This window comes from Duganella aceris (genome assembly GCF_011090165.1).
In the GTDB taxonomy this organism is placed as follows: domain Bacteria; phylum Pseudomonadota; class Gammaproteobacteria; order Burkholderiales; family Burkholderiaceae_D; genus Rugamonas; species Rugamonas aceris.
This window is the reverse complement of sequence record NZ_JAADJT010000002.1, coordinates 37,846-63,860: the sequence shown is the minus strand read 5'-3', so window position 1 is coordinate 63,860 and position 26,015 is coordinate 37,846. Positions and strand designations below refer to the sequence as shown.

Annotated in this window: 25 protein-coding genes; 13 read left to right on the top strand and 12 right to left on the bottom strand. The window is 65.7% G+C overall.

Annotated features, from left to right (window positions below):
* Window positions 1–79 precede the first annotated feature (79 nt).
* Complete coding sequence (locus tag GW587_RS04795; RefSeq protein ID WP_166099298.1) at window positions 80–949, bottom strand: pirin family protein; 870 nt, start codon at window positions 947–949, stop codon at window positions 80–82.
* Window positions 950–990: 41 nt separating this feature from the next.
* Window positions 991–1,590 carry an FMN-dependent NADH-azoreductase gene (locus tag GW587_RS04790; protein WP_166099296.1) on the bottom strand — a complete coding sequence of 200 codons (600 nt, stop codon included), beginning with the start codon at window positions 1,588–1,590 and terminating at the stop codon, window positions 991–993.
* Window positions 1,591–1,703: 113 nt separating this feature from the next.
* Here GW587_RS04790 and GW587_RS04785 point away from each other — a divergent pair, with 113 nt between their 5' ends.
* Entirely contained in the window at window positions 1,704–2,615 is a 912-nt protein-coding gene (locus GW587_RS04785) for a LysR family transcriptional regulator (protein WP_166099293.1), read from the top strand.
* A gap of 2 nt (window positions 2,616–2,617) precedes the next feature.
* Here the strand turns inward: GW587_RS04785 and asd are convergent, their stop codons facing one another.
* Entirely contained in the window at window positions 2,618–3,463 is an 846-nt protein-coding gene (gene asd / locus GW587_RS04780) for an archaetidylserine decarboxylase (protein WP_166099291.1), read from the bottom strand.
* Between the two features lie 184 nt (window positions 3,464–3,647).
* On the opposite strand from asd, the gene GW587_RS04775 reads away from it, so the two are divergent.
* The 6 genes from GW587_RS04775 (at window position 3,648) to GW587_RS04750 (ending at window position 10,096) form a co-directional block, all read left to right on the top strand.
* A complete protein-coding gene (locus tag GW587_RS04775; protein ID WP_166099289.1) occupies window positions 3,648–5,861 on the top strand; it encodes a TonB-dependent receptor plug domain-containing protein in 2,214 nt (737 codons plus the stop codon).
* 54 nt (window positions 5,862–5,915) lie between these two features.
* The gene (locus GW587_RS04770) at window positions 5,916–6,830 is read left to right on the top strand and encodes a LysR family transcriptional regulator (protein ID WP_166099286.1); all 915 of its coding nucleotides are present in this window, start codon (window positions 5,916–5,918) and stop codon (window positions 6,828–6,830) included.
* A gap of 217 nt (window positions 6,831–7,047) precedes the next feature.
* Complete coding sequence (locus GW587_RS04765) at window positions 7,048–7,338, top strand: H-NS histone family protein (protein WP_166099284.1); 291 nt, start codon at window positions 7,048–7,050, stop codon at window positions 7,336–7,338.
* 78 nt (window positions 7,339–7,416) lie between these two features.
* Window positions 7,417–8,724: a metal-dependent hydrolase family protein gene (locus tag GW587_RS04760; RefSeq protein WP_229259298.1), complete on the top strand. Its 1,308-nt coding sequence runs from the start codon at window positions 7,417–7,419 to the stop codon at window positions 8,722–8,724.
* A 24-nt stretch (window positions 8,725–8,748) separates the two neighbouring features.
* On the top strand, window positions 8,749–9,363 hold the full coding sequence (locus GW587_RS04755; RefSeq protein WP_166099281.1) for an LON peptidase substrate-binding domain-containing protein: 615 nt from the start codon (window positions 8,749–8,751) through the stop codon (window positions 9,361–9,363).
* A 94-nt stretch (window positions 9,364–9,457) separates the two neighbouring features.
* On the top strand, window positions 9,458–10,096 hold the full coding sequence (locus GW587_RS04750; protein WP_166099278.1) for an FMN-binding negative transcriptional regulator: 639 nt from the start codon (window positions 9,458–9,460) through the stop codon (window positions 10,094–10,096).
* Here GW587_RS04750 and GW587_RS04745 read toward each other — a convergent pair.
* From GW587_RS04745 to trpS, 3 genes are read right to left on the bottom strand one after another with little or no spacing between them, the layout of a single operon-like run.
* Entirely contained in the window at window positions 10,093–11,052 is a 960-nt protein-coding gene (locus tag GW587_RS04745; protein WP_166099276.1) for a DMT family transporter, read from the bottom strand. The genes GW587_RS04750 and GW587_RS04745 overlap by 4 nt on opposite strands.
* Before the next feature lie 11 nt (window positions 11,053–11,063).
* Window positions 11,064–11,330 carry a DUF1294 domain-containing protein gene (locus GW587_RS04740; RefSeq protein WP_166099273.1) on the bottom strand — a complete coding sequence of 89 codons (267 nt, stop codon included), beginning with the start codon at window positions 11,328–11,330 and terminating at the stop codon, window positions 11,064–11,066.
* Between the two features lie 20 nt (window positions 11,331–11,350).
* Window positions 11,351–12,412: a tryptophan--tRNA ligase gene (gene trpS, locus GW587_RS04735; RefSeq protein ID WP_166099269.1), complete on the bottom strand. Its 1,062-nt coding sequence runs from the start codon at window positions 12,410–12,412 to the stop codon at window positions 11,351–11,353.
* A gap of 289 nt (window positions 12,413–12,701) precedes the next feature.
* Between trpS and GW587_RS04730 the strand changes: the two genes are divergently transcribed.
* Entirely contained in the window at window positions 12,702–12,938 is a 237-nt protein-coding gene (locus GW587_RS04730) for a CCDC90 family protein (RefSeq protein WP_166099267.1), read from the top strand.
* Here the strand turns inward: GW587_RS04730 and GW587_RS04725 are convergent.
* From GW587_RS04725 to GW587_RS04715, 3 genes are read right to left on the bottom strand one after another with little or no spacing between them, the layout of a single operon-like run.
* Window positions 12,935–13,744 (bottom strand): substrate-binding periplasmic protein, encoded by an 810-nt coding sequence (locus tag GW587_RS04725; protein WP_229259323.1) that lies wholly within the window; start codon window positions 13,742–13,744, stop codon window positions 12,935–12,937. The genes GW587_RS04730 and GW587_RS04725 overlap by 4 nt on opposite strands.
* Entirely contained in the window at window positions 13,744–15,009 is a 1,266-nt protein-coding gene (locus GW587_RS04720; protein WP_166099264.1) for a TCR/Tet family MFS transporter, read from the bottom strand. Before GW587_RS04720 ends, GW587_RS04725 begins: the two co-directional genes overlap by 1 nt.
* Before the next feature lie 19 nt (window positions 15,010–15,028).
* Window positions 15,029–15,688: an HD domain-containing protein gene (locus tag GW587_RS04715; RefSeq protein ID WP_166099261.1), complete on the bottom strand. Its 660-nt coding sequence runs from the start codon at window positions 15,686–15,688 to the stop codon at window positions 15,029–15,031.
* A 231-nt stretch (window positions 15,689–15,919) separates the two neighbouring features.
* Between GW587_RS04715 and GW587_RS04710 the strand changes: the two genes are divergently transcribed.
* Both GW587_RS04710 and GW587_RS04705 read left to right on the top strand, forming a co-directional pair.
* The gene (locus tag GW587_RS04710; RefSeq protein ID WP_166099259.1) at window positions 15,920–16,414 is read left to right on the top strand and encodes a chemotaxis protein CheW; all 495 of its coding nucleotides are present in this window, start codon (window positions 15,920–15,922) and stop codon (window positions 16,412–16,414) included.
* 71 nt (window positions 16,415–16,485) lie between these two features.
* Window positions 16,486–18,123, top strand: a complete 1,638-nt coding sequence (locus GW587_RS04705) for a methyl-accepting chemotaxis protein (protein ID WP_166099256.1) — start codon at window positions 16,486–16,488, stop codon at window positions 18,121–18,123.
* Here GW587_RS04705 and GW587_RS04700 read toward each other — a convergent pair.
* The 3 genes from GW587_RS04700 to GW587_RS04690 form a co-directional block, all read right to left on the bottom strand.
* Window positions 18,120–18,797 (bottom strand): reverse transcriptase-like protein, encoded by a 678-nt coding sequence (locus GW587_RS04700; RefSeq protein WP_166099253.1) that lies wholly within the window; start codon window positions 18,795–18,797, stop codon window positions 18,120–18,122. The two genes, GW587_RS04705 and GW587_RS04700, sit on opposite strands and share 4 nt — an antisense overlap.
* A gap of 11 nt (window positions 18,798–18,808) precedes the next feature.
* Window positions 18,809–19,315: a YXWGXW repeat-containing protein gene (locus GW587_RS04695; protein WP_166099251.1), complete on the bottom strand. Its 507-nt coding sequence runs from the start codon at window positions 19,313–19,315 to the stop codon at window positions 18,809–18,811.
* Between the two features lie 239 nt (window positions 19,316–19,554).
* Window positions 19,555–19,815, bottom strand: coding sequence for a hypothetical protein (locus tag GW587_RS04690; RefSeq protein ID WP_166099248.1), 261 nt, complete (start codon window positions 19,813–19,815; stop codon window positions 19,555–19,557).
* Between the two features lie 201 nt (window positions 19,816–20,016).
* Between GW587_RS04690 and GW587_RS04685 the strand changes: the two genes are divergently transcribed.
* From GW587_RS04685 to GW587_RS04675, 3 genes are all read left to right on the top strand, one after another.
* Complete coding sequence (locus GW587_RS04685; protein ID WP_229259297.1) at window positions 20,017–23,826, top strand: penicillin-binding transpeptidase domain-containing protein; 3,810 nt, start codon at window positions 20,017–20,019, stop codon at window positions 23,824–23,826.
* Window positions 23,827–23,924: 98 nt separating this feature from the next.
* Window positions 23,925–25,238, top strand: coding sequence for a hypothetical protein (locus tag GW587_RS04680; protein WP_166099245.1), 1,314 nt, complete (start codon window positions 23,925–23,927; stop codon window positions 25,236–25,238).
* Between the two features lie 11 nt (window positions 25,239–25,249).
* Window positions 25,250–25,861 (top strand): hypothetical protein, encoded by a 612-nt coding sequence (locus tag GW587_RS04675; protein ID WP_308495373.1) that lies wholly within the window; start codon window positions 25,250–25,252, stop codon window positions 25,859–25,861.
* Window positions 25,862–26,015: the final 154 nt, after the last annotated feature.

Here is a 26,015-nt window from a genome sequence, read left to right as displayed (position 1 = left end):
TAAAAACTGGACACGGGCTCTACCGTAACTATTGCTACGGTAGAGCCCGTGTCCAGTTTTTAGCTCTGACCCCGGATTTTTATGCTTGGGCTTCTTCGCCCAGCTTGCCGGCGCGGAAGTCTTCGACGGCGGCGAAGATCTCCGCTTGCGTGTTCATCACGAACGGGCCGTATTGCGCGATCGGCTCGTTCAGCGGCTGGCCGGCGATCAGGATCAAGCGGCTCGCTTCGGTCGCGCGGATCGTCACGCCGTCGGCGCCGGCCGTGTTGGCCAGGATCGCCATCCGGCCCGTGCCCACCGCCTTGTCACCCACCTCGACCGCGCCGCGATAAGTGAAAATGAAGGCGTTGTGGCCTTCCGGTAGCGACTGGCTGAACGTGGCGCCCGCCGGCAGATCGACGTCGATGTAGATCGGCTCCGTCACCTCGCGCTGCACCGCGCCGGCCACGCCGTGGCTGCTGCCGGCGATGACCTTGACCTTGACCCCGTCCGCCGTGCTGAACGCCGGCACCTCGTCGCCGTTGAAATCGCGATACCACGGCGCCCGCATCTTGTCCTTCGCAGGCAGGTTCAGCCACAGCTGGAAGCCTTCCATCACGCCGTCTTCCTGCTCCGGCATTTCCGAGTGGATCACGCCGCGCCCGGCCGTCATCCATTGCACGCCGCCGTTGGTCAGCAAGCCTTCATTGCCGCTGCTGTCCTTGTGACGCATGCGGCCCTCCAGCATGTAGGTCACGGTTTCGAAGCCGCGGTGCGGATGGCTGGGGAAGCCGGCGATGTAATCGTTGGCCTGGTCGCTGCCGAAGTTGTCCAGCATCAAAAACGGGTCGAGGCGGCGCTGCAGGGTCTGGGTCAATACCCGGTTGATCTTGACGCCCGCGCCGTCCATCACGGCCTGGCCCTGGATGATGCGTTCTACGCTGCGTTGGTTTTTCACTTGATCGGTCATGGTATTGCTCCTTGTTTGGTTGCGCCGCCTGTATCGATTACTTACACCAGTACGGCGTTGATTTCCGCTTCGGCCTGCGCTTGCGCCTTGGCCACCGCTTCCGGGCCCATGCCCAAGCCTTCGGCGAACACATATTGCACATCGGTCATGCCCAGGAAGCTCAGGAACATCTTGACGTGCGCCAGCTGGGTGTCGGTCGGCGCATCGCGATGCATGCCGCCACGCGACAGCGCGACGTAGACTTTTTTGCCGGTCAACAGGCCGACCGGGCCGGTCGGGCCGTATTTAAAGGTGACGCCGGCGCGGGCGATGGCGTCGAACCAGCTTTTCAGCTGCGCCGTGATGCCGAAGTTGTAGGTCGGCGCGCCGATCACGATCACGTCGGCGGCCAGCGCCTGGGCGATCAGCGCGTCATCCAATGCCACGCGGGCGGCCTGGGCGGCGGTGCGCTGGTCGGCCGGGGTGAACAGGGCTTGCAGCGTCGGCTCGTCGATCACCGGATGCGGATCGCTGGCCAGGTCGCGGCGGGTCACGACGGCGGTCGGGTTGGCGGCGTGCACTTTGGCGACGATGGCGTCGGCCAGGCGGGTCGATTCGGAACCGGTGCTGCGTGCGCTGGAATTGATTTGCAAGATGTTCATGGTGTAGCTCCTGGATGTCTGGTGAGTGCTGCGATGGAGTTATTTTAATCGTTTCAAATTCATTCCGGAAGCCGTTAGAATGGATAACATTAATCCACTGATGGAACAATCGTATGGAAATCGACCCCGGAGACCTGCTGTTATTCGCCCGCATCGTCGAATGCGGCAGTTTCAGCTTGGCGGCGGAACGGGTGCAGCTGCCGAAATCGACCGTTTCGCGCCGCATCTCGCTGTTGGAGGCCCATTTGGGCGAGCGCCTGCTCCAGCGCACCACCCGCAAGCTGGTGTTGACCGAGTTCGGCGCCAGTCTGCTGGAGCACGCGCGCAAGGTGGCCGACGAGACCGAGGCGGCCGGCGCGCTGGCGCAGCACCGGCAGTCCGCGCCGAGCGGCTTGCTGCGGGTGTCGATGCCGGCCGACTTCGCCAACGTGGCGATGAACGCGGCCTTGGCCGCCTTCATGAACCGCTATCCAGCTATTTCGCTGGAGCTGGATCTGTCGCCGCGCCGTGTCGACCTGGTGGCCGAGGGCTTCGACCTGGCGATCCGCATGGGCAACCTGCCGGACGACGCCACCCTGGCCGCGCGCCGCATCATCAATAGCGGGCTGGCGCTGTACGCCTCGCCGCTGTACACCACGCTGCGCGGCCTGCCCGAGCATCCGGACGACTTGTTCAAGCATGATCTGTTGAGCCTGCCGCCGCGCCTGAATGGCTTGATCCGCTGGAATCTTTTGCGCGGCAAGATCAGCTGGGAGCGCGAGCTGCCGGTGCGGCTGCTGGCCAATTCGCCGGAGCTGCTGATGCGCATGGCCAGCACCGGCGTCGGCATCGGCGCCTCGACCGAGGCCATCGCGCGGCCGTTCTTGCAGACAGGGGAATTGGTGCGGGTGCTGCCGGAGTGGGCCTTCCCGCATGTGACGGGCTGGGCGGTATTCCCGGGGCGGCGGCTGATGCCGGCCAAGACCCGGGTGTTCATCGAGATGCTGGAGGCGGCGTTCGATACCGGCCTGGCGGCCGGCGTCTGAACTTATTTCGGCTGCGCCATCGCTTCGCCCAGCCGCACCGGGCCGGCCGGCTGCCAGCCTGGATTGAAGCTCAGCACATCTTTCGGGAACAGCATGACGACGGTGGAGCCGAGCAGGAAACGGCCCAGTTCCTCGCCTTTTTTCAGCACGATGTTCTGGTCGGCATAGCTCCACTCGGTGACCTTGCTCAGGCGCGGCGGGTTGATCACGCCATGCCAGACCGTGGCCATGCTGCCGACGATGGTGGCGCCGACCAGGGTCATGACGAACGGGCCGTGGGCGGTGTCGAACACGCAGACCACCCGCTCGTTGCGGGCGAACAGGCCCGGAATGCCGCGCGCGGTGGTCGGGTTGACCGAGAACAGCTCGCCCGGCACATAGATCATGCGGGTCAGCCTGCCTTCGATCGGCATGTGGATGCGGTGGTAGTCGCGCGGGCTCAGGTACAGGTTGGCGAAGCTGCCGTGCTGGAATTTGGCGGCCAGCGCGGCGTCGCCGCCGACCAGCGCGGTGGTGCTGAAGCGGTGGCCCTTGGCCTGGAAGATCTGGTCGTCATCGATGGCGCCGAATTGGCTGATGCGGCCGTCGACCGGGCAGATGAAGGCGGCGTCGGCCAGCGGACGCGCGTCCGGGCGCAGCGCGCGGGTGAAGAAGTCGTTGAAGGTCTTGTAGTTGGCGATGTTGGAATCGAGCGCCTCGTCCATGTTGACGTTGTAGCGGCCGACAAACCAGCGTATCAGCGCCGTGGTCCTCGGTCCGCCCCTGGCGCCGGCGACCCAGCCGGCGAAGTTGGTCAACGCGCCCTTGGGCAGCAGATACTGGGGCAATACGGCAAGGCGATCGGACACGGTGGGCTATCCATACAAAATTAACGATCGTACATTATAGCGTTGCCATTCCAGAGATTCATGTTTTCGCGATGGCCGTTTATGAAATTGCGCTAAACACCCGCGCATACTTGTTATTTACTGAACATTTCGTATCGGCAAAGGCATAATGTCGACTCCCACTGGATTCCCATTCCCTATTCAAATGAAGACACTTCATCTGACGCAGATCGCTGCGGCTGTATTCACCCTGTGCTGGGCGGCGGGCGCGCGCGCCGATGATCTGGCGCCGAAGGAACCTGAAGCGCCGGTCATGCAGAAGATCGAGGTCAAGGGCGCCGCCGCCAGCTACGACGCGCGGCGCGACGATACCGCCAGCAAGACCGTGGTCAGCAGCGAGGAAATCCAGAAATACGGCGACACCTCGGTCAACGACGTGCTCAAACGCCTGCCCGGCATCACCATCGGCGGCGCGTCCGGCCGCAGCGGCGGCGAAATCCGCATGCGCGGCCTCGGCGCCGGCTACACCCAGATCCTGATCAACGGCGAACGCGCGCCGGCCGGCTTCGCCATCGACAGCCTGGCGCCGGACGTGATCGAACGCATCGAGGTGCTGCGCGCCGCCAGCGCCGAGTTCAGCACCCAGTCGATCGCCGGCACCATCAACATCGTGCTGAAGAAGGCGCTGAAGGCGGCGCAGCATGAAGTCAAGCTCAGCGAAGGCAAGGGCAGTCACTTCAGTTCGCCGGGCCTGAGCCTGCAAATGTCGGACAAGCTGGGCTCGACCTCCTACTCGTTCGGCGGCAACGCCTGGCGCTATATGTACAACCGCATGACGCCATCCTTCGAGGACGGCGCCGACGCCGACGGCATGCCGAATCTGCGCCGCAGCGCCACCTGGCGCGACCAGGGCCGTTCCGACGGCTTCAACCTGTCGCCGCGCATCAACTGGACGCTGGAAAACGGCGATACGCTGACCTCGCAATCGTTCTTCAACCTGAATCAGTTCGCCAGCAACAGCCATAGCCGTACCGCCACCGAGCTCGGCGCCGGCCCCGACTACGATCGCATCGACAGCACCTACAGCGCCCACAACGGCTTCGGCCGCACCGACCTGAACTGGATCCACAAGCTGGACCAGGGCGCCAAGCTGGACCTGAAGGCCGCGATCAGCGATGCCCGCAACACCAGCGATTCGCACCAGGTCGGCGGCAACGGGGGCTTGCCGGCCACGCTGTACCGCATCGTGACCTCGGAAAGCTCGGAGCAGGGTTTCAGCACCCAGGGCAAGTTTTCCCGTCCGCTGACCTTCGGCAAACCGGCCGACGGCGACGATGCCGCGCTGGAGCATGCGATCTCGCTGGGCTGGGACGCCGGCGTCACGCAACGCGACGACAGCCGCATCCAGCGCGACGCCGACCTGCCGGGCAGCGATCCGATCAACAGCGACGAAGGCTTCTCGGCCAAGGTGACGCGGCTGGCGCTGTACGGCCAGGACGAATGGAACCTGACGCCGTCGTGGTCGGTCTACACCGGCCTGCGCTGGGAAGGACTGGACACCCGCAGCGAAGGCAACACCTTCGACGCCGTGCAACAGCGCTCCAGTGTGCTGAGCCCGCTGATGCAAACCCTGATCAAGCTGCCCAACAAGAAGGACCAGCTGCGCTTGGCGCTGACCCGCACCTACAAGGCGCCGTCGACCGCCGCGCTGATTCCACGCAAATTCACCTCGACCAACAACAGCCAGACCGAACCCGACCGTCGCGGCAATCCGAACCTGAAGCCGGAACTGGCGCTGGGCCTGGACGCGTCGTTCGAACATTACTGGGGCGAGGGCGGCCTGCTCAGCGCCAGCGCCTCGGTGCGCCGCATCGAGAACTACACCCGCCAGGGCCTGCTGTACGAGGACGAACGCTGGGTCTCGACCGCGATCAACGACGGCCGCGCCGAAACCCGCGGCGTCGAGCTGGAAGCCAAGTTCCCGCTGCGCGTGCTGATGAATAACGCGCCGGCGCTGGACCTGCGCGCCAGCGTCAGCCGCAACTGGTCGCGGGTCGAAAGCGTGCCCGGCCCGGACAACCGGCTCGACCAGCAGACCCCGCTCAGCGCCACGCTCGGCATCGACTACAAGACGCGCGACAATCAACTCAGCACCGGCGGCAACTTCAGCTTCCGCAACGGCGGCCCGGCGCGCCTGAGCGCCACCCAGGGCGGCTACAGCTCGGTGCGGCGCGACCTGGACGTGTACGCGCTGTGGAAGCTCGATCCGCAGAACAATCTGCGCGTCGCCGTCTCCAACCTGCTGGCGCAGGACTACACCACCGAAACCCTGTACAACGACGCCAACGGCAGCCTGAACCGAACCAGCGTCGCCAACGGCGAAACCCAGCTGCGGGTCACGGTGGAAAAGCGTTTCTGAGGAATGGTATGATGCCGCGAAAGACCGGCGTTCCGGTCTGATCCGGGAATCCCATTGAAGATACCTAAGAGTACGCTGGAGCAGTGGCAAGTGCTGCAAGCGATCGTCGAATGCGGCGGCTACGCCCAGGCGGCCGAGGCTTTGCATCGCAGCCAGTCCTCGGTCAGCTACATGGTGGCCAAGCTGCAGGAGCAACTCGGCGTCGAGCTGCTGGAGATCGACGGCCGCCGCGCCCGCTTGACCAAGACCGGCGAGGCGCTGCTGACCAAGGCGCGCGAGCTGCTGGGCGACGCCTTCCAGCTGGAGCAGCTGGCCGGCAGCCTGGCCGAAGGCTGGGAACCGCAAGTCAGCATCGCCGTCGACAGCCTGTTTCCGGTCGAGTTGTTGGTGCAGGTGCTGCGCGACTTCGAGCCGTGGGCCAGGCACACCCGCGTCAACCTGGAGGAGACCGTGCTGTCCGGTTCCGAGGACGCGCTGCTGGAGCAGCGGGTCGACATCGCCATCGCCAGCCGCATCCCCTCCGGCTTCCTCGGCGACGCGCTGATGGATATCGAGTTCGTCGCCGTGGCCCATCCCTGCCATCCGCTGCACGCGCTGGGCCGCGAGCTGGAGGTGGACGACCTGAGCCGCAATCTGCACATCGTCGTGCGCGATTCCGGCACGCTGAATCCGCGCGATCACGGCTGGCTTAATAGCAACCAGCGCTGGAGCGTGACCAGTCCGCATACGCGGCTGGAAATGATTTGCAACGGTATCGGGTTCGGCTGGCTGGCCGAGCATAAAATCCAAAAGCAATTAGAAGAGGGCTTGTTGAAACCCTTGCCGCTGCGCGTCGGACAACGCCGCAAACTCGGCCTGTCCTTAATCGTCGCTAATCCCGAGGTGGCCGGTCCCGCCACCTGCCGGCTCGCCAACCTGATACGCAAGGTGGTCAAGGAAGGCGTGCAGATACGGCCTTTATGCGAATGAGCCCTGAGCTCATCTTATTCTAATAGTTATTCCGCCGAGCAAACCTCTGATTCGCTTCAAACAGTTGTGGAAAATATTCGCTTTTATCGCTATATTGGAATTTGTTAGCGGATATCTGGAGTATTCCTCCAAAGTTATGGTAAATTGCGGCTATCAATTCTCACACATTGTCACTTGTGGTTTTTAAATCCAACCCAACCATAAAGAAGGAAATACGATGACGACTTACCAGGAATACAAAGCAAAGATCGCCGAACTGGAAAACCTCGCCGAAACCGCCCGCAAAAATGAAATTTCGCAGGCCAAGGAAAAAGTCACGGCCATCATGCGTGAATACGGGCTGACCGTGGCCGATCTGGGCGGCGCTGCCAAGGTAAAAACCGTTAAAACCCGCGCTCCGGTGCCGACCAAGTACCGTGACGAAGCCACCGGCCAGACCTGGACCGGCCGTGGCCGCGCGCCGAAATGGCTCGAAGGCAAGGACAAGAACGATTATCTGATTAAGTAATTTTTCTGCAAAGCCGGTCGACTCGGGTTTATATTCTATAAACCGGGTGCCGGCTTTTATCTTTTCGGGACGCTATCCATGATGCGACGCCGTGCCGCAGTCTTATTCTCCGCCTTAATCTCCATATTCTCATCCGCCGCACAGGCCGCCGCGCCGCTGCATTCCACGCTCTTAAGTCCGGCCCGCGTCTGGACCGGCGAAGGGCAGCCGCACGCCGATTGGTCGGTGCTTATCGCCGACGGCAAGATCGCGGCGGTGGGCCCGGCCGATAAAATGAATATCCCGGCCGGCGCCGAGCGTATCAGTCTGCCGGACGCCACGCTGATCCCGGGATTAATGGATCTGCACTCGCATGTGCTGCTGCATCCTTATAACGAAACCTCGTGGGACGACCAGGTGTTAAAGGAGTCGGTTGAATACCGCACCTTGCTGGCCGGCCGCCACGCGGCGGCGACTTTACAGGCCGGATTCACCACCTTGCGCGATCTGGGCACCGAAGGCGCGCTGTATGCCGATGTCGCGATTAAAAAAGCGATTAACGACGGCGTGATTGCCGGCCCGCGTTTATTCATCGCCACCCGCGCCATCGTCGCCACCGGCACCTACGGACCGTCGCCGCGCGCCTACCGCGCCGACGTCGACCTGCCCAAAGGCGCGCAGGAAGCCAGCGGCATCGACGAAGTGGTGCGGGCGGTGCGCGAGCAGGGCGCGCGCGGCGCCGACTGGATCAAGGTTTACGCCGACTACCGCACCGGCGCCGACGGATCCGCCCACGCCACCTTCAGCCAGCCCGAGCTCGATGCGCTGGTGCAGGCGGCGCACGAATCGGGCCGCAAGGTCGCGGCCCACGCCAGCACCGACGAGGGCATGCGCCGCGCCACGCTGGCCGGCGTCGACAGCATCGAGCACGGCTACGGCGGCAGCGAGGCCACCTTCCGCCTGATGGCGGAACGCAAGGTCGCCTACTTTCCGACCCTCACCGCGCCCGAAGCGACCAGCGAATACTTCCAGAAATACCAGCGCGGCGACGCCGCCACGCCCTCCATGCAGGCCGCCGCGCGCGCCTTCCAGCTGGCGCGCAAGCTGGGTGTCGTCATCGGCAACGGCAGCGATGTCGGCGTGTTCGCGCACGGCAGCAACGAACGCGAACTGGAGTGGATGGTCAAGCTGGGCATGACGCCGCTGGAAGCCTTGCGCGCGGCCACCGTGGTCAACGCCGGCGTGCTCGGCCAGGACGCCGCGCTGGGCCGCATCCGCGAGGGCTACCTGGCCGATCTGGTGGCGGTGCGCGGCGATCCGACCCGCGACATCGCCGCGCTGCGCAACATCGGCCTGGTGATGAAGGGCGGAGTGATCTATCGCCGCCACAATCATGAGCCGGACTGAGCAATTTCATGCCATTATGTTGGAATGGCATCAATTCCTCTTTTTCCGCTGAATACGATACTTTTCCCCGACGGGCATTTGCCGCTGCAAGTGTTCGAAGTGCGTTATCTCGACCTGATCAAGCGCTGCATCGCGCGTGGCGAGGAGTTCGGCGTGGTGTCGCTGCTGGACGGCAGCGAAGTGCGCCTGCCGGAAAAGCACGAGACCTTGTCGGCCGCCGGCACCATGGCGCGCATCATCGACTGGACCGCGCCGCTACCGGGGCTGTTGCAGATCTCGTGCATCGGCACCACCCGCTTCCAGGTGCGCTCGGCCGAGCAGCTGAAGCACGGGCTGTGGATGGCCGAGGTGGAGGAGGTGGCCGAAGACATGGTGGTGCCGATCCCGACCGAGCAGCAGGACGTGGCCAACGCGCTCGGCGCACTGATCCGCTCCTTGCAGAAGAAACAGATCTCGACCGCCAACATGCCGCTGGCGCCGCCGTATCGTCTTGACGAGGCGGGCTGGGTCGCGAACCGCTGGTGCGAGCTGTTGCGGCTGGACCTGGAGGAAAAGCAGCGCCTGCTGCTCCAGGAGAATCCGGTGCTGCGGTTGGAACTGATCCAGGATGTGCTGAGCGACAACGGCCTGCTCGATTGAGCCGCTGGCCCCATCGCCGCGCACGCGGCTGGACCTGTGAGCGCCGCGCCGCCGCTGCTACACTCGGCCTCACCTCAACCCACCGATCCGCGCCATGTACCAGCCGAACAACTTCGCCGAAGACCGTCTCGACCTCCAGCACGGCCTGATGCGCGCCCATCCGCTGGCGACGCTGATCGTCGCCGGCGCCGAAGGCGTCAGCGCCGACCTGATCCCGTTCATGCTGTACCCCGACGAAGGTCCGGACGGCCTCGGCCTGCTGCGCGCCCACGTCGCCCGCGCCAATCCGCTGTGGCGCAAGCTGGAAGCGTCGCCGGCCTGCCTGGTGCTGTTCCAGGGGCCCGAGGCCTACATCAGCCCGGGCTGGTACGAAACCAAGCGCACCACGCACAAGGTGGTGCCGACCTGGAACTATACGATGGTGCAGGCGCGCGGCATGGCGCGCGTGGTCGACGATGCCGCCTGGCTGCGCCGCCAGCTGGACGACCTGACCTTGGCGCAGGAAGGCGGTTTGCCCGCGCCCTGGAAACCGGCCGACGCGCCGGCCGACTTCCTGGCCGCGACCATGAAGGGCATCATCGGCATCGAAATTCCGATCGACAGCTTGGTAGGGAAGTGGAAGGTCAGCCAGAACCGCAGCGTCGAGGACCAGCGCGGCGTGGTGGCGGGCTTGCGCTCGCGGGACGAAGCGGCGATGGCCGGGCTGGTGGCCGGCCGCATCACGGGCGATTAGCCGCCGTGCGCCTCGTGCGCGTCGTCCAGCGCGTGGATGCGCACCGACCACATCACGCCGGCGGCCAGCAGCACCATCGCCGCGATCTCCAGCCCGCGCGGCAGCTGGTGCCGGTAGATGAAGCCGTACAGCAGCGCGAACAGGGTCTCGAATAAAATCAGCTGGCCGGACAAGGTCAGCGGCACCTTGCGGCTGGCGACGTTCCATAGATGGTTGCCGATCACCGACGCGCCCAAGGCCAGCACCGCGTTGACGATCCAGAACACCGTCCAGTCGCGCCCGCTGGCCACGGCGCCGGCGCCGGTGACGTCGGCATGGAACACGGCCAGCGCCGCCAGCGCGATCACCAGCGCGATCAGCCCGCTCGACACGCCGTACAAGGCCGACCACTCGCCGCTGCTGAAGTGCGGATTGCGCTTCAGGTAGCGTGCGTTGTCGACCGAGTACCAGGTCCAGCACAGCAGCGCGCCGGTGGCGCAGGCGACGCCGAGCAGTTTCTGCGCCAGCGGCATGCCGTGGCCGGTGTCATGCGTGAAGACGTCGATATTGATGCAGGCGATGCCGGCCGCGACCAACAAAAGCGGCAGCGTCAGTTGCCTGAGCGGCACCGCGCCGTGATCCTTGTGGCCCATCAGCGTGACCGTGATCGGCAGCACGCCGATGATCAGCGAGGTGGCCGAGACGCCGGCCAACTGCACGCCCAGCGCGAGCAGCATGTAGTAGACGATGTTGCCCGACAGCGCATGCTTGATCATCGCGATCACGTCGTCGCGGTCGAGGCGGCGCAGCAGCGCGGGCAGGCGCGGCAGCATCAGGCCGGCGGCGATCAGGCCGTAGCAGATGTAGCGGCCGCAAGCCATCTCCAGCGGCGTGAACGCAGTCAGGAAGGCCGGCACGATGAACACCATGCCCCACATCGCTCCCGCCAGCAAACCGCATAAGACGCCGTGCCACATGGTTCAGATCCTCAGTAGAGAGTGCAGAGCCACCAGACGGCGGCCAGGTTGGCGGCGACGCTGCACCAGTAGGCGATCTGGAACGGCGTCTTGCTGGTCTTGTGGCGCAGCAGGCGTTGCGCCAGCAAGCCGCCGGGCCAGCCGCACGCCAGTCCGAGCAGCAGCAAGGTGCGCTCGGAAATGCGCTGGCGCCGGTGGATCGCGGCCGACTTGTCGACCGCATAGGTGATGAAGCACGCCACGCTGGCGACGCCGTAGAACGACGCCAGCCACAGCAACGTCAGCTGCTGTGGCGGAATCAGAAGTAGCTCAGGCCGAGCGCGGCCTTGACTTCGTCGGTGGTCCTGGCCGCCACTTCGCGCGCGCGCGAGGTGCCTTCCTTCAGCATCTGCATGATGTAGCCCTTGTCCTGCGCCAGTTCCTCGCGGCGGGCGCGGATCGGCGCCAGCATTTCCTGCAACACCAGTTCCAGCCGCTTCTTGACGATGGAATCGCCCAGGCCGCCGCGCACGTAGTGGGCCTTCATTTCTTCCAGCTTGTCCTTTTCGGGATCGAAGGCGTCCAGGTAGATGAAGGCGACGTTGCCCTCCAGATGGCCCGGGTCTTCGACGCGCAGGTGCAGCGGATCGGTGTAGACTTTTTTGACGGCGGCGGTGATCTCGGCGGCGGTGGCGCCGAGGTTGATGGTGTTGCCCAGCGACTTGCTCATCTTGGCTTTGCCGTCGGTGCCCGGCAGACGGCCGATTTCCGGCACCAGCGCCTTGCACTCGACCAGGATGTCTTTTTGCGCCAGGCGGTTGAAGCGGCGCACGATTTCGTTGGTCTGCTCGATCATCGGGATCTGGTCTTCGCCGACCGGCACGATGGCGGCCTTGAAGGCGGAGATGTCGGCCGCCTGCGAGGCGGGATAGGTCAGGAAGCCGGCCGGGATGTCGCGCTCGAAGCCGCGCAGCGCGATCTCGGTCTTGACGGTCGGGTTGCGTTCCAGGCGGGCCACGGTGACCAGGTTCAGATAGTAGAAGGTCAGCTCGGCCAGTTCCGGGATCTGCGACTGGATCAGGATGGTCGACTTGGTCGGGTCGATGCCGACCGCCAGGTAGTCCAGCGCCACTTCGACCACGTTGCGGTGGACCTTGTTGGTGTCGTCCATATTGTCGGTCAGCGCCTGGGCGTCGGCCAGCATGATGAACTGTTTGTAGTCGTGCTGGTAGGCCACGCGGTTGCGCAGGCTGCCGACGAAGTGGCCGAGGTGCAGCGGACCGGTCGGGCGGTCGCCGGTCAGGATGGTGGAACCTTTGGTCGGGACGGCGATGGTGGCCTTGACTTCGGCGGAGACTTCGGACTGTTCGGGCAAGCTCATCAGGGGTTCCTTTACGTTGCCCCGGTCCGGCGCGACGAATATAAAAAACGCCACCAGACAAGGGCGGCGTTGATAAAAATATCACATCACTATGGGTAGACAGTGGCCGCGCGCTAGGAGCGGCGCCAAATCAGGCAGGCGTGAAGTGTCATGGCAAATTTCATGCGCGTATGGTTGCAGTTCGAGGCCGGTCTGTCAAGGTTTTGAGCGGCCTCAAGGGAGAGGACAATTAAATCGGAACAAAGTTCACGCACGGCGGGTCTAACTGTCAATTCAACAGGAGACGGCCATGTCCGACAATTTCGACTCACTCACATTCTCGAACGATTTGATGCAAGGCGGATTCCCAAGGGAGCAGGCCGAGGCGCTGGCTTCCGCCATGGTCCGTCTGATTGATAGCCACCTCGTCACCAGAGCCTATCTCGACCAACGCTTGGCCGCCCTCAAAGTGGAGATATTTCAGGGAATGTTTGCTGCGATGGTGGTTCAGGCGGGTCTCATCGTGGGATTGATTAAGCTGCTTTAGCGCGGGCGCACGCTGCCGCTCAGGACGTCCGGTCGGAAGTAGCGCAGGTAGCCTTCCATGATCTGGTTCGACTTGCCCACTTTTTCCAGCATCTCGCGCAGCGCGGCCTGGTCTTCCGGCTTGAGCGCATTCGATATGTAGATGCCGCTGGCCACCCACGGCAATTCCGGTATCGGCTCCGTGCGCAGCTTGTCCTGTATGCCATCCACGCGCGGATCGCGCCGGATCGCCCCGGCCATCAAGGTCGGCCCCATGATGGTCACGTCGGCCGACCCCGCATGCAGCAGCCGCGCCACCGCCACCACATCCACCTCGGTGAACAAGCGTCCCTGCTTGCCCAGTTCATTGATCAGCGCCATATACGGCTCGCCGTAGTCGAAGCCGCGCACCACCGCCACCCGCAAGTCGCGCCGTTCCAGCAGGTCCTGTCCGCTGGTGATCGGCGCCCGGCTGCCGGCGATGGAAATCAGCATCGCCCGATGGTTGATCATCGGCACATAGGTGCCGAACTGGTCGCGCTCCGGCGTGCGCGACGCCGGCGCCAGGAGATCGGCCTGGCCGGCCTTGAACATCGCCACCTGGCGCGCGCGCGGCACCGCCGTGAAGACGAAACGGCAGCCGCTTTTGGCCGTCAGGCTGCGCAGCATGTCCGGATAAATGCCCTTGACGCGGTCGCCCTCGACGATGAAGCTGGCGCCGTTGGCCGACACCGGCACCGCGATGGGGCGCGAGCACAGGCCCGCCTGGGCCGTGCCGCCGAGGACCAGCCCGAACACGGCCAGCGCCGCCATGACATGACGCCGCATCACGATTTCTCCGCCGTCAGATGATGGCTGTTGAAGTAGCGCCTGGCCACGAAGATCGCCGCCACCTGCATCGCCGCGCACAGGAAGAAGGTGCTGCCGATGCGCCAGTCGTTGGCGGGCAGGTGGCTGACCTCGCCCAGGATCGCCGAGCCCAGCAGCGGCATGAAGATCACGCCGATGCTGCTGATCGATTGCAGCGATCCCATCAGCTCACCCTGTTCGTTCGGCGGCGACGACTTGGAAATAATCCCCTGCAACGCCGGTCCGATGGCGAACGACAGCACATTGCACATGATCAGCACATACATCATCCATCCGTGCGTGGCCAGACCGTACAGCAGATAGGTGACGCCGCCCGACACCAGTCCCAGCATCGACAGCCGCACCTCGCCGAAGCGCTTGATCAGCCAGCCCAGCAAGCCGGCCTGCACCACCGCCGCCGTCAGGCCGACGCAGAACAGCGCCGCGCCGTTCTGCCCCGGCGTCCAGTTGAAGCGGAAGCTGGTGTACAGCACCCAGGTGGTTTGCAACATCATCTGCGCGCAGGTGACCAGCGCGAAGGTGACGATCAGGCCGCGGATATCGGTGCGGCGGCCAAGCTTGATCAGCGCCGTGAACGGATTGATCTTGGCGATGCTGAACGGCTTGCGCCCCGACGCCGGCAGCGATTCCGGCACGCAGAAGTAACCGTAGGCGAAATTGGCGGCCGACAGCGCGCCGGCCACGTAAAACGGCAGGTGCAGGTCGACGCTGCCCAGCAGCCCGCCCAGCATCGGACCGCAGATGAAGCCCAGGCCGAAGGCGGCGCCGACCTTGCCGAAGCTCTTGGCGCGGTTGTCCGGAGTCGAGATGTCGGACGCATAGGCCGACGCCACCGACATGCTGGCCGACGACATGCCGCCGATCACGCGGCCGATGAACAGGCAGGCCAGGTTCGGCGCCCAGGCCGTGGTCAGGAAATTGACGCACATGCCGGCCATCGAATACAGCAGCACCGGGCGGCGCCCGACGCGGTCGCTGATCGCGCCCAGCATCGGCATGAAGATGAATTGCATCAGCCCGAACACCGCGCTCATGATGCCGTACCAGTAGGCCTGGTTCTCGCGCGAGCCGGTGAACTCGCCGACCAGCACCGGCAGCACCGGCACGATCAGGCCGATGCCCAGCATGTCGATGAAGACGCAGATCAGGACGAAGTTCAGGTTGCCGGTGGATGCGACGGGTAGGGCGGGGGCCGCGGATGCGGCGGAATCGGGTGTACTCATGAGAACTCAAAAAGGTGGATCAGGGCGCGGCCGTGCTGGCGGCCCATTCGGCGATGAAGCTGTCGCGGAACGCGGTCAGCTCATGCAGCCGCGACTCGGCGATGCGGCGCCCGGCGGCGGTCTGCATCTTGCCGGGCAGGGTGGCCAGCTTGGTGTCGATATGGTCGAGCGCGTAGGCCTTGTCGTCGAGGTCGCGGTGCAGCGCCATCGGATCGTCGTCGTGCGCCAGCGCGCTGCCCATGCGGCCGGCGATGTAGAACAGCCGCGCCAGGCCGACCGCGCCGAGCGCGTCGAGGCGGTCGGCGTCCTGCACGATCTTCGCTTCGATGGTTTCGGGCCGGATGGCGGCGGAAAAACTGTGGCTCTCGATGGCGTGCGCGACGGCGGCCAGCTTGTTCGGCGGAAAATCGAGCTCCGCCAGCTGGCGGCTGGCCAGCAGCGCCGCCTTGCGCGAGGCCAGGTGGCGTTCCGGATCGTTCTTGGGCAGGTTGACCAAGTCGTGCAGGTAGCAGCCCGCCAGCACGACCAGCGCGTCGGCCTCGGGATAGTCGTCCAGCAGCAGCGTGGCGTTGCGCCAGACGCGGTGCAGATGGTTGGTATCGTGCGCGCCGTCGTCTCCGAGGGCGGCGCTGGCCAGGGCGATCAATCGCGGGTGCCAGCTGCTCAACAAACTATTCATCATTCTCCCGTGATGTTCCGACTATGCTTGCTAAATCATACAGCGTACGGTCCCGCTTGTGCAGGGGAACTTATGGCCTAGTCCCGCCGCTTATTGTGCAATATGCATGACATTAAAAACAAGCTGATTATTGCATTAAGTTTATTTGTTGCCGCATCGCATTTAGTTGCTGCACTCCATCTTTACTTAAGGTAACATTACGGACAGTCACTTTAGCAATGAAAGAAAACCATGTCTAGTAATGTGAGCGAACTGCACGCAACCTCCCCAGCCGGCGAGTACCTCGCCTTCACCCTGGGCCAGGAAGAATACGGCATCGATATTCAAAAAGTCAGCGAAATCCGCAGCTACGAAACCCCGACCCGGATCGCCAACGCGCCGGAGTTCGTCAAGGGCGTCGTCAACCTGCGCGGCATCATCGTGCCGATCGTCGACATGCGCATCAAGTTCAACCTGGGCACGCCGTCGTACGACCAGTTCACCGTGGTCATCATCCTCAACATCGGCCACCGCGTGGTCGGCATGGTGGTGGACCGCGTCTCGGACGTGACCACGTTGTTGCCGGAACAGATCAAGCCGGCACCGGAAATCGGCTCGGCATTGAATACCGACCACATTGTCGGCCTGGGCACGCTGGATGAGCGTATGCTGATCCTGATCGATATCGACAAGCTGATGTCCAGCGCCGATATGGGCCTGATCGAAAACACCGCGCTGGCGGCGTAAACGTCCGACCGCGCCGGGCGCGACCCGATGCTGCTCCCCGTATTTTTTGTTTTTGCTTCCAAAGGAAAAGAATGAACATGTTGGCGAATATCAGTATCGGCAAGCGCCTGGCCCTGGGTTTCACCATCATCCTGGCGTTCGCCATGCTGATCACCGGGATCAGCGTCTGGCGCCTGCAGGGCGTGGCCACGGCCACGCGCGACATGATGCAGGTGCCGCTGGCCAAGGAGCGCATGATCTCCGACTGGTACGGCAAGGTCGATAGCGGTATCCGCCGCACCACCGCCATCGCGCGCAGCAGCGACGCCACGCTGGGCGCCTTCTTCGCCGAGGAATCCAAGGCTTCCTCCGCCATCTCTTCCGAGCTGCAGAAAAAAGTCGAAGCGCTGATCGCTCCCGACGACGTCGAGGAAAAGGCGCTGTTCACCCGCATCGGCGAGCAGCGCAAGGTGTACCTGTCGTCGCGCGACCAGGTGGCCAAGCTGAAGGCGGCGGGCGAACTGGAACAGGCCGAGAAAATTTTCGAGACCGTTTTCCGTCCCGGCACGGCCAGCTATCAAGCGCTGATGGTCGACCTGCTCAAGCTGCAGCGTACCCGCATCGACGCCACCGCCGCGCATATCGACGAAGTCGCCGCCAGCAGCCGTAATCTGTTGTACGTACTGGCCGGGTTGGTGCTGGCGTTCGGCGCGACATGTGCGTGGATGCTCACCACCGGCATCACCGGTCCGCTGCGCGAAGCGGTCAGTGCCGCCCGCCGCGTCGCCGGCGGCGACCTGACCGGCCATATCGACGACAGCGCCAAGGACGAAACCGGCCAGCTGCTGTCGGCGCTGAAGGACATGAACGCCAGCCTGCTCGGCATCGTCACCGAAGTCCGCAGCGGCACCGACCACATCACCACCTCGTCGAGCGAAATCGCGGCGGGCAACCAGGACCTGTCGCGCCGCACCGAGCAGCAAGCCGGCGCGCTGGAGGAAACCGCATCGTCGATGGAGGAATTGACGTCGGCCGTGCGCCACAACGCCGACAACGCGCGCCAGGCCAACCAGCTGGCGGCATCGGCGGCGCAGGTCGCGGTCAAGGGCGGTGAAGTGGTGGCGCAGGTGGTCGGCACCATGGATTCGATCAACCAGTCTTCGCGCAAGATCGTCGATATTATTTCGGTCATCGACGGTATCGCCTTCCAGACCAATATCCTGGCGTTGAACGCGGCGGTGGAAGCGGCGCGCGCCGGTGAACAGGGTCGCGGCTTCGCGGTCGTGGCGTCGGAAGTGCGCAACCTGGCGCAGCGTTCCGCGTCGGCGGCGAAAGAGATCAAGCAGCTGATCGGCGATTCGGTGGACAAGGTCAACCAGGGCAGCAAGCTGGTGGCCGACGCCGGCACCACGATGGACGAAATCGTCAGCAGCGTGCACCGCGTCAGCGACATCATCACCGAGATCACCGCCGCCAGCAGCGAGCAGAGCGCCGGCATCAACGAAGTCAATCAGGCCATCGGCTCGATGGACGCGGTGACGCAGCAGAATGCGGCCTTGGTGGAGCAGGCGGCCGCCGCCGCCGAGTCGATGCAGCAGCAGGCTGCGGCGCTGGCGCAGGCGGTCAGTGTGTTCAAGGTGGACGATACGTTGCGCTTGACGCAGTCGCGCGCTCCGGCGCGTCCCGCCATCGCGGCGCGGCCCAAGCTGCGCCTGGCCAGCCGGGCCTAAGATTGATCGATCGCCTGTTGCGACAGGCGGTCCGCGTCGCCGTTGCGGTGACGCGGCACCCAGCGCAGGCTGACCTGGCCCAGCGCCGCCATCAACGCCACCGTCCGCGCGCGATGCGCCTCCAGTCCCTTCGCGCCGCGACCGGCGGCGATCGCCTGCACGCTCAGGTTGACATCGTTGACCACCACCTGGCTGTCGCCATACACCACTAGTCCTGTTGCGCCATTCTGCGCCGCCGATTCCAGCAACGCGGCGAGGGCGAGGTATTCCGCCTCGCTGCTGTTGCCGTGACCGGCGCGGCGGCTGATCTCGATGCGTTCGCCGGCCGGTCCGCACAGCAGCGCGCCGATGCCGATCTGTCCCGGGTTCGGCGTCGCGGAACCGTCGAACCAGCCGCGCCACGCGGTGGCGTCGGGTTGCATGCGCGCCTTGCGCAAGGCCAGTTGCTGCGCTTTCTCTTCGGTTTTCGCCACGCGCCTGGCGTGATCGCCCAGGCGCAGTTGCTCGCGTTCCGCCAGCAGCAGCGGCAAGCCTTGGGTGCCCGCCGCTTGCGTCAGCACCTGACGCAGCGCCTCGCCCTCGGTGACGCCGTTGCGCGTCGCCAGACGACGAGCGGCCACGCGCTCGCCTTTGTAGGCGGCCGTGGCCAATACTTCAAACCCGGTTTCGCTCATCGATGCGCGGCTCAGTCGCGGCGGCGGTTGTCGGGATGACGGTCGGCGCGGTTCGGTACGCCGTCGCCATCGCGGTCACGGTCGTAGCGGTTCGGCACGCCGTCATGGTCCTTGTCGCCGTAGCCGCGGTGATCGCCCCGGTTGTCGTGACGGTCGTAGCGGTTCGGGACGCCGTCATGATCGCGGTCGCCGTTCGGCCCACGGTCCCAGCGCGCTTCCTGGCGGTACCAGCGGCCGTCACGCTGCTCCCAGCGCGGCTGCATGTAGACGTAGCCAGGGCGGGCGGTGACCCAGGTGCCGCCGATCCAGTGGTGGCGGTTGCCGCGCCAATCCCAATAGCCCGGCGCCCAGACGTAGCCGTGGCGCGGCGCGGGTACGCGTTCATAGCGTGGCGGCGGCGGGGCGTCGCGGATAACCACGCTGACGCCGACTTGCGCGGATGCGATGGCTGGGGCGAAAGCTGCGGCGCTCAGTGCGAGCATGGCGGCGGCGTAAAGAGTGTGCGTGCGCTTGATCATGATGGTGTCCTCCGTGTTTATCTGCGTCTTGTTGCAACGCTTGGATGAACTATATCAAGCAGGGTAAAGGCTTGCTTTGAATGATGCAACTTTTTACATATGACACAAACATGTTCGGCGCTGTGTACGCAGGCGAACAGACGGTGTGCGGGAGGAGGGGAGGTCGAACGGGGTGAAGCGAGGCTTCGCCTGTTACGCGGCGGTGGTGACGGGCGTACAGGCGAAGGCGTTACGGGTGCTCAAATTTTGCTCACGGATGGAGTGGAGGCCATCGCGCTGCGCTCGGCGTTCAGCGATTGTTGTTTCTCTTCGGCGGTCATGCGTTTGGCGCTGACCACGACGACATGCATGTTCTGCGCGGCGGCCGGTGCGGTCATCGCGGCTGCGGCGGTGATTGGCGCGGCGGTGTCGGCGGCGGAGTGATCCAGCGCGTAGTTGGCGGCGCAGGCCAGGCCCAGGGTGATGACAAACAGGGCTTCGAAGTTTTTCAGGACGTTCATTTTGCTTCCTTTCGGTGGTTGAAGTGTGTTTCGATGTGCTCACTTTATGCAAAGCCCCGTCAAGCCGCCATCGGATTGCGACGAGCCGCGTTTTTGAGCACCCGAAATGCAAATCGGCGCGACGAAGCCGCTGATGAGCGGGGGCTTTTCCTTGCCCCTCTGCTAAGCGGAGTCATACATCGATACCAGCGCGAGGGGCATATGCCGCGATTCATCACTACGATTCTGCAAGCTTGGGCCGACCGCCGGCGCGCCCGCCGCCGCCAGGCCAACCTGCGCGCCGGCGCGCGTGGCAAGCCCGTGATGTCGCTGGTGCCAACCCGCCGAGACGCCGGCGCCGGCCGACGCAGCTCTACCGTCGATGCCGCCGACGGCCGCGGCGCTACCGTCAATGCCGCCGGCGGCCGCAGCGCTACCGTCAATGCCGCCGACGGCCGCAGCTCTACCGTCGATGCCGCCGACGGCAGCGGTCCCGCCATCGCCGCCGCGAGCGCCCGGCCGGGCGGAGCCGGGGCAGGGGCCGATCACGCCGTGCGCGCTGGCGCGGGACGTTTATCCCGCCGTGGCATCTGGATCGCCGTCGCGGGCGTCGCGTTCACGTTGGGCGGCGGCGCGCTGATCGCCGGCCACGCCAGGCATCTGGCCGCCGCCAGCGTCAGCACGCCGCAGGACGCCGCCAACATCCGCGCCGCCAACGCCTACCAATCCGTCCTGCCGGGCATCGCCTTCACGGTGCCGACGCAAGCCGGCATCCACGCCAGCCTGCACTCCGGCGGCGCGTTGCTGATCGCCGCTGGCATGCAAGCCTCGCCACCGGTGCGGGTCGACCTGTGCAGCCAGATGCGCAGCCCAACCGACACCAGGCTGCTGCCGCTGCGGATCGGCTACCGCTTCAACGACGTCAAGCGCTGGGTAGCGCGCAATCAGGAATCGAACGTGCAGACCGCGCTGCGCAATGTGCTGCTGGTGGCAGACCGCAGCGCCGGCGCCGACGCCATGCCGGAGGTGCAGATCGAAGGCACGGCGCGCGCCGACTTCAACGACCCGATGAGCGAACCGCTGCAACTGAGCTGGCGCAGCGCGCAAGCCGACGTACGCTGGCTGAGCGACGCCAGCTTCGGCCAGATCGAGCAGGGCGCGAGCGGCCAGGTCGCGATGCGCCAGCAGGGTTGGCTGTTGTGGGGCGCCGCCTCCGCGCTGCGCATCGAACGCCGCGCCAACGTCATGTGCCCGCAAGGCGGCGAATTGGTGGTGCAAATGTACCGCGCGGCCGCGCCGACGACCATCGCCAACGCGGCCGCTCTCGGCGCCACGCTCCCCGCCGCCACCGTAGCCACCTCCGGCCCTGCGTCCGCGACGCTCGCCCCCAACGCCACTGTCGCCGCCCCCGCTTCCGGAGCCGCGACCGCCGCCACGACTGTCGCCGCCCTCGCTTCCGGAGCCGCGACCGCTACCGCCGCCTACGCCCGGGTCGCGCCCGACGGCTTTGGACCGGCTGCCTCGTCTCCCGCGCTGGTGACGGCATTCCCGGCGCGTGGCCGCGCCGTCGCGACCTATCTGACGCCTGGCCAGTACCAGGTGCCGGCCGCCGCGCCGAGCGCGCTGGAGGACCAATCGCTGTTCCAGGATCTGCAAGCCAAGGGCCTGGTGCGCCTGAACGCCGCCGGCGCCATCGAACTCGCACCGCGCGACCTGCCGCAATGGCAAGCCGCCGGCGCCTCGGAGCGGATCGCGGAGCTGGACGGCTGGAAGCAGGTCAAATCCGGTCCCGCCACGCAGAAGCTGTTCAAGCGCTTGTACTACCAAGCCGACGGCGCCTACGTCCGCCAGCAGATCGACATCTACAACAGCGAACGCCGGCTGCTGGCCTGGCGCGTCAAAGCGCCCGCCGGGCTGGTGCTGGACTGGAGCGCCACGACCGGCGGCACCGCACCGCCGGCGCCGGCCATCGCCGACCGCGCCGCCCCGTCGGCCGCCGCAATCACGCCGCAGCGGCCCGCCTTTTCCAGCCGTGCCGCGTCTTCGGCCGCAGGCGATGCGCCGGTGATGGTAGCGACCACCAGCCAGATGCCGGTCGCCGCCTCGCGGCTGTTCGCATCGCTGCCGCAGGGCTGGCAGCCATGGACGCGCGTAGCGCGCTGGCCGCAAGCGAGCGACGACCAAAGCAGCCGACCCGTCGTGCACCTGAACCTGGCCCTGCCACGCCCCGCCGCCGGCGGTGAAGTGATGCAAATGATGGTGGCCGGCCGCGTAGGCAGCGGCATCGTCGGCGCCAGCGCGCAGTTCGCCCCAGCCTGCACCGGCCGCGCCTGCGCCACCGCCGCCGAGGTCCAACAACTAACGCTCACACTGCAAGCCGGCACGCGCAGCGTGCAACTCGACGTGCAGCCACTGGACTTCAACGCACCCGAAGACCAAAAATACCGCCACCTGCGCCTCGCCGCCGGCCGCCTGGCCTGGCACCCGCTGGCACTGACCGATAGCTCAACCAGCCCGCCGCGCACCGCCGCCAATGCCTCCACATCGACGCCAGTGCAACTGACCGACCGCAACGGCACCATCCTCTGGTCCGACGGCGCCCCCAGCGACTCCGCCATCGAAGCCGGCCTCGCGCCACTGCTCGGCATCAGCCCCGATCACAGCAACAGCATCGCCGGCATGCTGACCCGCCTGCCCGCATCCGGCAAAGCCACCACCGCCAAGCTCACACTGGACCTGCCACTGCAAGCACTAGGCCAACGCGTACTGGAATGCGTCGGCATGCGCCATGGCCGCTGGACCGACGGCAAATGCAGCGGCGGCCAAACCGCACCGGACGGCCGCCACGCCGGCCTGGTGATCCTGGACACCGAAACCGGCGACATCCTGGCCGCAGCCGGCGCCGGCACGGGAGAAGTCAACAGCGCCAACTGGGCCGAAGTACGCGACTTCGACCGCACCAGTCCCGCCCGCAGCCCGCTGCGCCTGCCCGCCCTGCAGCACGACGGAGGCGCCCACCAAAGCCCCGGCTCGACCTTCAAGGTGGTCAGCGCCCTCGGATTGGAGATGGCCGCCCAAAGCGATCCCCAGATCGACGCACTGCTAGGCGGCATGCCGCTGCCCGCCATCAACCGCATGGCGCAGCAACGCGGCTTCGGCTTCCAGACCGACGCCGCCAGCTACCCGATGAACCCGCGCCTGGCCCACATCACCAACTACCGCGAGCAAAGCCTGGACCGCCGCGCGCAGGAAGGCCGGCTCGGGCTGGCGCAAGCGCTGACCTACAGCCTCAATACCTGGTTCGCCTGGTCCAGCGAATTGAGCGACCATAGCCTGTTCGGCCGCGCCGACGGCGGCGCCCCGGACCTGCAAGCGCTGGACGCCGACGCCCTCGATGCCGTGCGGCCCATCGTCGCCGCCGCGCACCGCCTCGGCTTCGAACAGGCGCTGCGCCTGGACGGCGGCCTGCTGCCGGCCGATTACAACTGGCGCAGCTGGGACGCGCTGCAAGCCACGCCGGCCCACATGGACCCGATCCACACCCGCCACGAACTGCGCCAGATGGCGATCGGCCTGCGCATGCAAGTGACGCCGTTGCAAATGGCCCTGGCCTCGGCGGCGGTCGGGCAGGGCAAGGTGGTGGCGCCGCGCATGCTGCTCACGCTGGATCACGACGACAGCGTCGTGCCGGCCATGAAACCGGTCGGCATCCGCCTCGACCGCATCAGGGCCGGCATGAAAGGCGTGGTCGATGTCGGCACCGGCGCCGGCGCGTTCGGCGGCGCGGCGCTGGCGAGCGTGCGTCCCGGCTTGTACGGCAAGACCGGCACCGCGCCCAGCGGCGAGGACACGGCCACCGTCTGGTTCACCGGCTGGCTGGAGGCCGGCAGCCTGCCCGGCCAGACGCACCGGCTGGCGATGGCGGTCTTCGTCAGCCACTCGGCCACCACCGGCGGCGAACATGCGGCGCCGGTGGTGGCGGCGATGCTGTCCACGCTGGCGTCGCAGAACCGCGAACAGAAGGGGAAATAGGCTTGTAAACGGGATAATGGAATCGTTCGATTTATGGCATTATTTTGTAGTATCGCCATGCTGCGGTTTATTTTCGTTTTCATCACTTACAGGACTTTATGCGCTTGCCAGGAACCCGGTATCAGGAGCACGGCTGGGAACAAGTGCGCAAGCTGCTGGGACTCTGCTCGCTGCAGGCGTTCCGGCGGATTGAGATGCACCAGGTGCTCGACCCCGGGCAGCACGCGCCGCTGCTCGACAGTTATACCGATGCGGTAGCGGCGGCGCTGCGCGCGAACGCGCGCTCGGCGCGCGCCGAGGCGGAGGGCAACAGCTACGGCGAGAGTGTCTACGAGCTGTCGCTTGGCCTGCTGTTCGAATTGCAGGCGCAGCCGGCTTTCTGGCAAGCCTTCGCGGCCGCCGTCGCCAGCGAGCACGCGCGCAGCGGCGCCTTCTGGCTGGACGCCGCTGCCGAAGGCGTGATGCGCAAGAAGGTCAACGACATGTTCGCCACGCTGCGCGACAAGGTCGATGCCGACAACTACATCGTCGCCACGGGCCGTGACTGTTCGCCGAATAAAATCTACACCTATCGCATGCTGGACACGGCATATCGCGAGATCTCGGCCATGTTCACGGCATGGGAGCAGCACGCCGCGCAGGTCGGCGCGATATTGGGCCGTCCGCTGGCCGGCAGCCCGATCGAGGTGCGGCAGATGAAGTCCATCTCTGGCTGCCGGGCCGAGTGGATCATCCGCTGGAGCGAAACGCAGGAATTGTTCGGCGGTTCACCGGGGCCGCTGCACACCAGGTCCAAGCGCTTCGCCAGCCTGAAAAACAATCCGGACAAGATTGCGGCGATGTTGACCGAAATCGGCGATTATGAGGAACTGTCGTCGAATATGGACCGTGCCGACGACTGGCAGGGCGATGCCGGCGAGGCGGTGCTGTGGCTGGAAGACTACTGGCGCGTGATCGGCGAATCCGACGTTGCCGAGTCGGGGGAGGACGACCGTATCCTCGCCGCGCCGGTCCCGGACGAATTCGAAGCAGGCGAGGAAGAGGCCGACCCGGTGGCGGAGCAGGGCGACGGCGCCGACGACGCGCAGCTGGCGGCGGAGTGCCAACGCGCGGACACGCTTTCGCTGCCCCTCCGCTATATGGAAATGGCCCGTGCGGCGCAGGAATCCGGCAGTTGGACCTTGCGCATGTTGCGGGAAGAATCGCTGCCGATCCGGCTGGCGGTGTACCACAAGCTGCTGGGCGCGTCCGACGATACTTATCCGGACGCCTGGCTGGACCCGGCCACCGGCGAGCTGCCGACCTTGCAGCAGTTGGCGGCGCTGGATGAGATTTCGATGCCGACGCTGCGCAAGCGCCGCAATGAAGCAATCGCCAAGCTGTATGCGGCCAACACCGCGTCGGCGCAATGAAGGAGAACGAATTGAAATCAGCACAAGATGAGCAAGGCGCGAATGCGCTGGATGCCTTGGATGCGCGCTTGCGCGAACGCGCGTTGCTGGCCCGCGCCGTGCCGGGCGATCGCCTGATGCTGGCCGACGCCACGCTGCTTGCGGCGCTGGATGGCACGCGCGTGCTGACGCCGAACGAGCGCCAGGCGCTGTCGGCGTCGCCGTTGACGCTGCGCCGTTTCCGCCGGCTGTCGCTGGAGCGCCATGCGGCGGCGCGGCCGCACGCGCACGCGGCGGCCAACGATCCGGTGTGGACCGGCAGCCGGGGCATGCTGCGCGCTGCCGCCACGGCGACGGCGCTGGAGTCGCTGCTGACCGATGATGGTTTCTGGACTTTGCATTTCCTGCCGCAGGGCGGGGGCTGGCAGGTGATCCTGAGTTTGTCGGTGGAGGCGCCGTTCGCGGCGCGTCTGTTGAGCGGGCAGCCGCAGTTGCGGGTGATTGACGGCGGTGGCGCGATCGTGTTGCAGGGCCGTCTTGATGCGGACGGCGAGTGTGAACGCGCGTGGCCCTTCGCCAATGCGCCTGCGGAGCACTTCCAGCTGTATGGCGCCGGCTTTGCCGTCGAGCCGGTGGTGTCCTAGATTATGGGATTGTTCACCCGGCGCCGCAAACAGGCCACCGATACCGGCGGCTTGGGAGTCGATCTGATCGCGCTTCGGCTGGATCAGGGGGATGTCGCGCCGGCGCATAGCACGGTGGTGGTCTTCAACGCGGCCGGGCATGCGCGGCGTGCGG